This is a genomic window from Thiocystis violacea, from assembly GCF_016583565.1.
Taxonomy (GTDB): Bacteria; Pseudomonadota; Gammaproteobacteria; order Chromatiales; family Chromatiaceae; genus Thiorhodococcus; species Thiorhodococcus violaceus_A.
On the sequence record NZ_NRRF01000136.1, the window covers coordinates 1 to 5340 of the forward strand.

Below are 5340 nucleotides of genomic sequence, written 5' to 3' on the forward strand. Positions count from 1 at the left end.
TCTGACCTTCAGGCTTGTGCCGTCGAGTCATTACACTTCCGAGCGGCTGACTAAGCCTTACTCGGGAGAGCTTCCCGCTTGCGCGGTTCTCTCACAGTCGGCAACCATTGCCAGGTCACCCAGGTCTTGCTTTTTGCCTCGGCCGACAAAGGTGGCGAGATCCGGGGACAGTGCGGTCTGGCAAGGCCGCGCGCTCTGGCGGGCTAGACTCCCGCCTGAGTAATCGTGCGCCGCGAGCCCACTATCGAGCCTTGCGGAGTGAGCGGCAACGCGCACGCCAATGTGTACACGAAAGCAGGCGAGGTGCAAGGGTAGCGGGTGATGCCGACCTTGGGGGATGGATGCTACCGAGCGCTCGGAGTGCTGACGTTCCCCGCGAACTACACTCGCCCCTGGCGCCCCTGGCGCCCCTGGCGCCCCTGGCTCATATCGGGTCTTGAGGACACGTCCCATGACCATACTTCTTTCCCCGCAGAGCTACACAAAACCTGCCCGTCATGTATTGATTTCTAAATTTGGGACGGAGTGGATCGAGGTGGTCATCCGGCATGTCCTCAAAACCCACAAAGAGCCGCATGTTTAGCGCGATGGGTGCTCCAAACACCTGCGCGCCGCCTGAGGACGGGAAATTGGCTGCGATGGCCCCATGTCCTCGGCAGTAGGCGCTAGGAAGGTCTCGGCCGACCGGCGTCGCTCAAACCAATCCTGAGACACGAAAACATCGAGGTGATTGTATGAAATTGGTCAACAACGTGGGCAAGCAAGACCGTAACATCCGTTTCGCCGCAGGCGGTGCCGCGATCCTGCTAGGCATCGTCACTGGCCTGTGGTGGTTGGATATCATCGGCCTCATTCTGCTGGGGACGGCCTATTTCGGCACCTGCCTCGCCTACGTCCCGCTCGGGATCAACACGGCGAAAGATGCTGCGAACGACTGAAGCAATCGACGCCGTACCAGCCGTGAGATTCATCGCTTCCAACTCTCGGGACACATTCCACATTCCACACTGCCCATCTTGCGCGGGCCAGTATGCCCGTGGCGGTGTCCCCGAGGTGGAGGCGATTGACACGCTAAAGGACGGCGTTCTCACGCTTCGGCTGCCGTGCCGTGAGGCTGCTCTGCCCAGGGCGACGAACGTTCGTTCACGGCAGTCGAGTTCAACCCGGATGGATCGTTCGCTCGGAGAGTGGCGCCTCCATTCGAAGCCGACCGACCGACCAACCGAACGTTAATCTGACGCGTAACGGACCTTTTGGCGGCACCTCAAGAACCAGAGTCGACACAAAGGCACGCTTGCGAGCGCGCTTTTGGCGGTGAAACCAACTCCGGCAAGGGGCTACCGTGGCTACGGACAGGACATCCAAGCCACGCTGGGAGCCCAGCCACGGCCTGAGGCAGGAGGTTCGCCGGGGCAAGACGCCCGGACCAACTCCAACGACTTGGCTGACGGATGTTGCGAGCGCTACCAATGTGCATCCGTGGGCGCTGGGGCGACATCTCCTCGCGCGGCTGGCACGTCCGAGCGATGCGGCGGAGCGATCGAGCGCAGGGGAGGGTGATGACCAGAAAATGCGCTCGTCGCCTTCGAAACCGAGGGCATGAAGTCCAGTCCAGTATTGGCTTGGGGTGATCGTCCAAGGTGGGTGGTCTGCGGGCTGCAGCGATCGGCGGTGGCCCAGGAGCCTCGGATATCAACGAGCAATGCCGCTCTTTCAAGGCTGTCCTTCTGGGCCTGTCCGTGATCGGCGCCAAACCGTATCTGAATCGAATCCAACAACATCACAGACCGCGCTCGGCGCGGTCTATTTGAGTGGCAGATGTCGGGGATCCTCCAGCTCTGCCCGGGTGCCGCGGCCTAACCCAACATGCCACGATGGCTGCATCTGGAGACAATCTATGCCCACCCGAATCTATTTGGTCCGCCATGGGGCGACGGTTCTGACCGAGGAGGATCGCTTCGCCGGCGCGAGCGAGGTACCCCTGTCTGAGGACGGGCGGCGCCAGGTCGTCGCGCTTGCCGAGCGGCTCCGCTGCGACACCTTGGATGCGGTCTACGCGAGCCCCTTGGGTCGCACGATGGAGACCGCGCGGCTCATCGCAACGCCCCACGGGCTGGAGCCCCGCCAGGAACCTGATCTGCGCGAGATCGATTACGGACGCTGGGAGGGGCTGACGCGCGATGAGGTCGAGCGGAACTTCGCCGATGAGTATGAGGCCTGGCAGGAAGACCCTCTCACCGTCGCGCCCGAGGGCGGCGAATCCGGCATCCAGGTGTTGGCCCGTGCGTTGCCGGTGATGCGCCGTATCGTGCAGCGGCATCGGCACCGCTCGGTGCTCATCGTCTCGCACAAGGGAACGAACCGACTCCTGATCAGCAGTCTACTGGGCTTCGACGCCCGCGGTTATCGTGATCGGCTTGACCAGAGCCCCGCAGGGCTGACGATCTTGGACTTCGCAACCGAGGTGCGCGCCCGACTGCGCCTGTTCAATGACGTCTCCCACTACGAGGGCATGCCGGCCCGCGTGTTTCAAAGGCGTCTGTCCCGCTGGTGGTCAGGATCCACCTGAAGAACCGGTCGCGGCACCGCTGCACTTGCCGAGCGCGCCCGAGTCGCGCTCATGGGCTTGTCATGGTTGACCTAATCGTCATGGCTGACCTGGATGCCTTGGCAGGCATTCGCGCTGGAGCTGCTCGTACCTGAGATACTTGGAACGAACCTGAGCATCATCAATGAACCACGGGAGCGAATCGTGATGAAGGAGACCCCTCGCGAGATCCAGAGAGCCTCGGCTCAAGTCGCCGGGCGTCCTGGCCTCGGGCTCGGTGCCCTGATCGGCGGCGGCCTGTTGTTGTTGATCATGGTGATTGGTGGATTGGGCGCCTACTGGTCGATACAGCCGACGCATCTCGATGTCTCCCAGGAAGCCTTGCAGCGGTTCGATGGCGAGAACGTCACCCTGAAGCCCGGCGTCGCGACCGTATCGGCCGTGATGGGTATCGCTGAGGCACTGCTCGACAAACCCGGCGGCTATTTGAGCAATGACGTGCTGCCTCCGGGCCTCTTGATGGACAACACGCCGCATTGGGAATTCGGCGTGCTGACGGAACTGCGCGATTCGGTGGCCGCCTTGCGCAACGATTTCAGCCGTTCACAGACGCAGTCGACCGAGAATCGCGACCTGCGCGAGGCCGAATCGCAATTCAACTACAACGCCTCATCCTGGATGCTGCCATCGACCGAAGCAGAATACCGGCGCGGTTTGGACGCGCTGGGGCGTTACATGAAGGCACTGATGTCGGGGACCGACCGATCCGCCAAATTCTACACGCGCGCCGACAATCTGAGTGCCTATCTGCAAGTCGTCGAAAAGCGCCTTGGCAGCTACGCGCAGCGCCTGAGCGCTAGCGTGGGTGAACCCGAGCTGACTGCGGCACTCGTCTTGCACAGCGCGCCGCCGCTCGACCAAACCCCCTGGTACCGGATCGACGACGTCTTCTACGAAGCCCGCGGCTACAGCTGGGCGTTGCTGCACACCATACAAGCCCTGGCGATCGACTTCGCCGATGTGCTGGGCGACAAGAACGCCCAACTTTCCCTGCAACAGGTGCTGCGCGATCTGCAGGGCGCCAGTCTGCCCAAGTGGAGTCCCATTGTGCTCAATGGTCACGGTTACGGTCTGTTTCCGAATCATTCATTGGTAATGGGATCCTACATCTCGCGCGCCAACGCTGCGGTGCTCGATCTGCGCGTGCTGCTCGAACGCGGCTGATGACTCGGTCGGTCCGCGAGACGACGTTTCTCGCTCTGGGCTCGGTTTACATCGTTTCCGCCCGCGCGTGACTGGCGCCTCTGCCGACGGGGGACACTGCGTCGTAATGCGCAAGACAGCGAGGGCCGCGGTTAGCGTCGGAGCGTTGCAAGCAGTTGTTGACGAACCCTGTGCCGATCCCACCAGCGCGGATCGCGCAGAGCCTCTACGCAGCCAAACCATGACCCGGGGAACGGGATGCGTGATTCGCGCGTAACCAGATCCGTGGGGTTCCGTCGGATCACTGGCGGTTCGCCCCAGGGATCACCCGAGTCCGACCGGCGAGACGAAGCCCTCGGGCTTCAGCGCCAGGACCGACAGCATGGCCGTCTGCAGGATGTCCTCGGCGGTCGTGCCAATGAACAGCCCCGACTCCCGCGGACGACTCAGCGTGCTCATGACCAGCAAGTCAGCAGCGAGTGCATTGGCGCAGGCGATGACCTCGGTGGCCGGCGCACCGCGGACCAGGTGGCCGTCGCAGCCGACCGCGCCCTTGGTGGTCGCGATCAGTGAATCCATCGCGTCACGGTGCACGCGCTCGATGCGCCCGAAGGCCTCGGTGAGCGACGGTCCCGCTGGCGTCGGGTGGGCGTCGGCGGGACCCGCATAGGGGAAGGGTGGCTGCCACGCATGCACCAGGTGCAGCTCAGCCCCATCCTGCTCCGCGATGGCCGCGGCCGTGTCGAGGATGCGCGCATTGAGCGCCTCGGTGCCGGGCGCGACCGGGTCAACGGCCGCGACCACGCGCTGGCACGGCGAAGGGCGTGCCGAAGCGGGGCTTAGCTCGCCGCGTTCGCTCTCCCGGTCGATCCAGACGGGACAGGGGCACTTGCGCAGCAGGTGCATATCGTTGCTACCGAACAGCCTGCCTGCCCCCGGCAGTTGCCGCGCCGGTTTGATCACGAGGTCGTGACCATCGCGCAGCACCGCCTGGATCACCTCAATGAACGGATGACCAATCGTCACGCGTAGCCGCGGCGGCGGCAGGTCGGCGATCGCGTCGGAGGCGAGTTGCGACAGCGCCGCATAGCGCTGCTCGCTCTGCTGGATGTCGTCGTCGAGTCCGTAGCGCTTGATCAGCTCCGCGCCGATACCCGTTTCGATGGTCACGTCCATCAGGGTAAGCCTGGCCCGGTGTCGGCACGCCAGGTCGATCGCGCGCCCGAGTGCGCGGGTGGGGCCGAACACACCGTCGGCGAAATAGAGAATGTTTGTTGGCTGTCGCATCGTCTCACCTGCAATCCTGGTCCAAAGGGCGCCGAAGCGATTGGTATCCTGCGTCTGGGCTCTCCACTTAACCGGAGTTCCTCCACGGACGGTTTGCGGGAGGGAGGTCGAGGCTTGGCGGGTGGCCATTTGCCCTCGGCGGGGTGGGGAGTACTGTTCGGGGTCGCTGGGTCAGTGCGAGTTCCTTGTAGCGCACAGGCTCGTTCGCAATCGCGAGTTCGAGTACCCGGTAGAACACCATCCCACGGCTGCGGGACCGCCGGCGGTTGAAGCGGAACACGAACTCGTTCAGGTAGCTGGCA

Annotated in this window: 4 protein-coding genes and 1 pseudogene; 3 read left to right on the forward strand and 2 right to left on the reverse strand. The window is 63.6% G+C overall.

Annotation, left to right across the window (positions count from 1 at the left end; all coding sequences use genetic code 11):
• The first annotated feature begins 734 nt into the window (after window positions 1-734).
• The 3 genes from CKO23_RS23705 to CKO23_RS23715 all read left to right on the forward strand — a co-directional run bounded on the left by CKO23_RS23705 (window position 735) and on the right by CKO23_RS23715 (window position 3772).
• On the forward strand, window positions 735-938 hold the full coding sequence (locus tag CKO23_RS23705; protein ID WP_200335838.1) for a YgaP family membrane protein: 204 nt from the start codon (window positions 735-737) through the stop codon (window positions 936-938).
• 959 nt (window positions 939-1897) lie between these two features.
• On the forward strand, window positions 1898-2569 hold the full coding sequence (locus tag CKO23_RS23710; protein ID WP_200335839.1) for a histidine phosphatase family protein: 672 nt from the start codon (window positions 1898-1900) through the stop codon (window positions 2567-2569).
• Between the two features lie 306 nt (window positions 2570-2875).
• Window positions 2876-3772 carry a DUF2333 family protein gene (locus CKO23_RS23715; RefSeq protein WP_242482697.1) on the forward strand — a complete coding sequence of 299 codons (897 nt, stop codon included), beginning with the start codon at window positions 2876-2878 and terminating at the stop codon, window positions 3770-3772.
• A gap of 303 nt (window positions 3773-4075) precedes the next feature.
• On the opposite strand, the gene CKO23_RS23720 is transcribed toward CKO23_RS23715, so the two are convergent.
• A complete protein-coding gene (locus CKO23_RS23720; protein WP_207168678.1) occupies window positions 4076-5167 on the reverse strand; it encodes a universal stress protein in 1092 nt (363 codons plus the stop codon).
• A 49-nt stretch (window positions 5168-5216) separates the two neighbouring features.
• A pseudogene (locus CKO23_RS27050) lies at window positions 5217-5340 on the reverse strand (IS1595 family transposase); the annotation flags it as partial.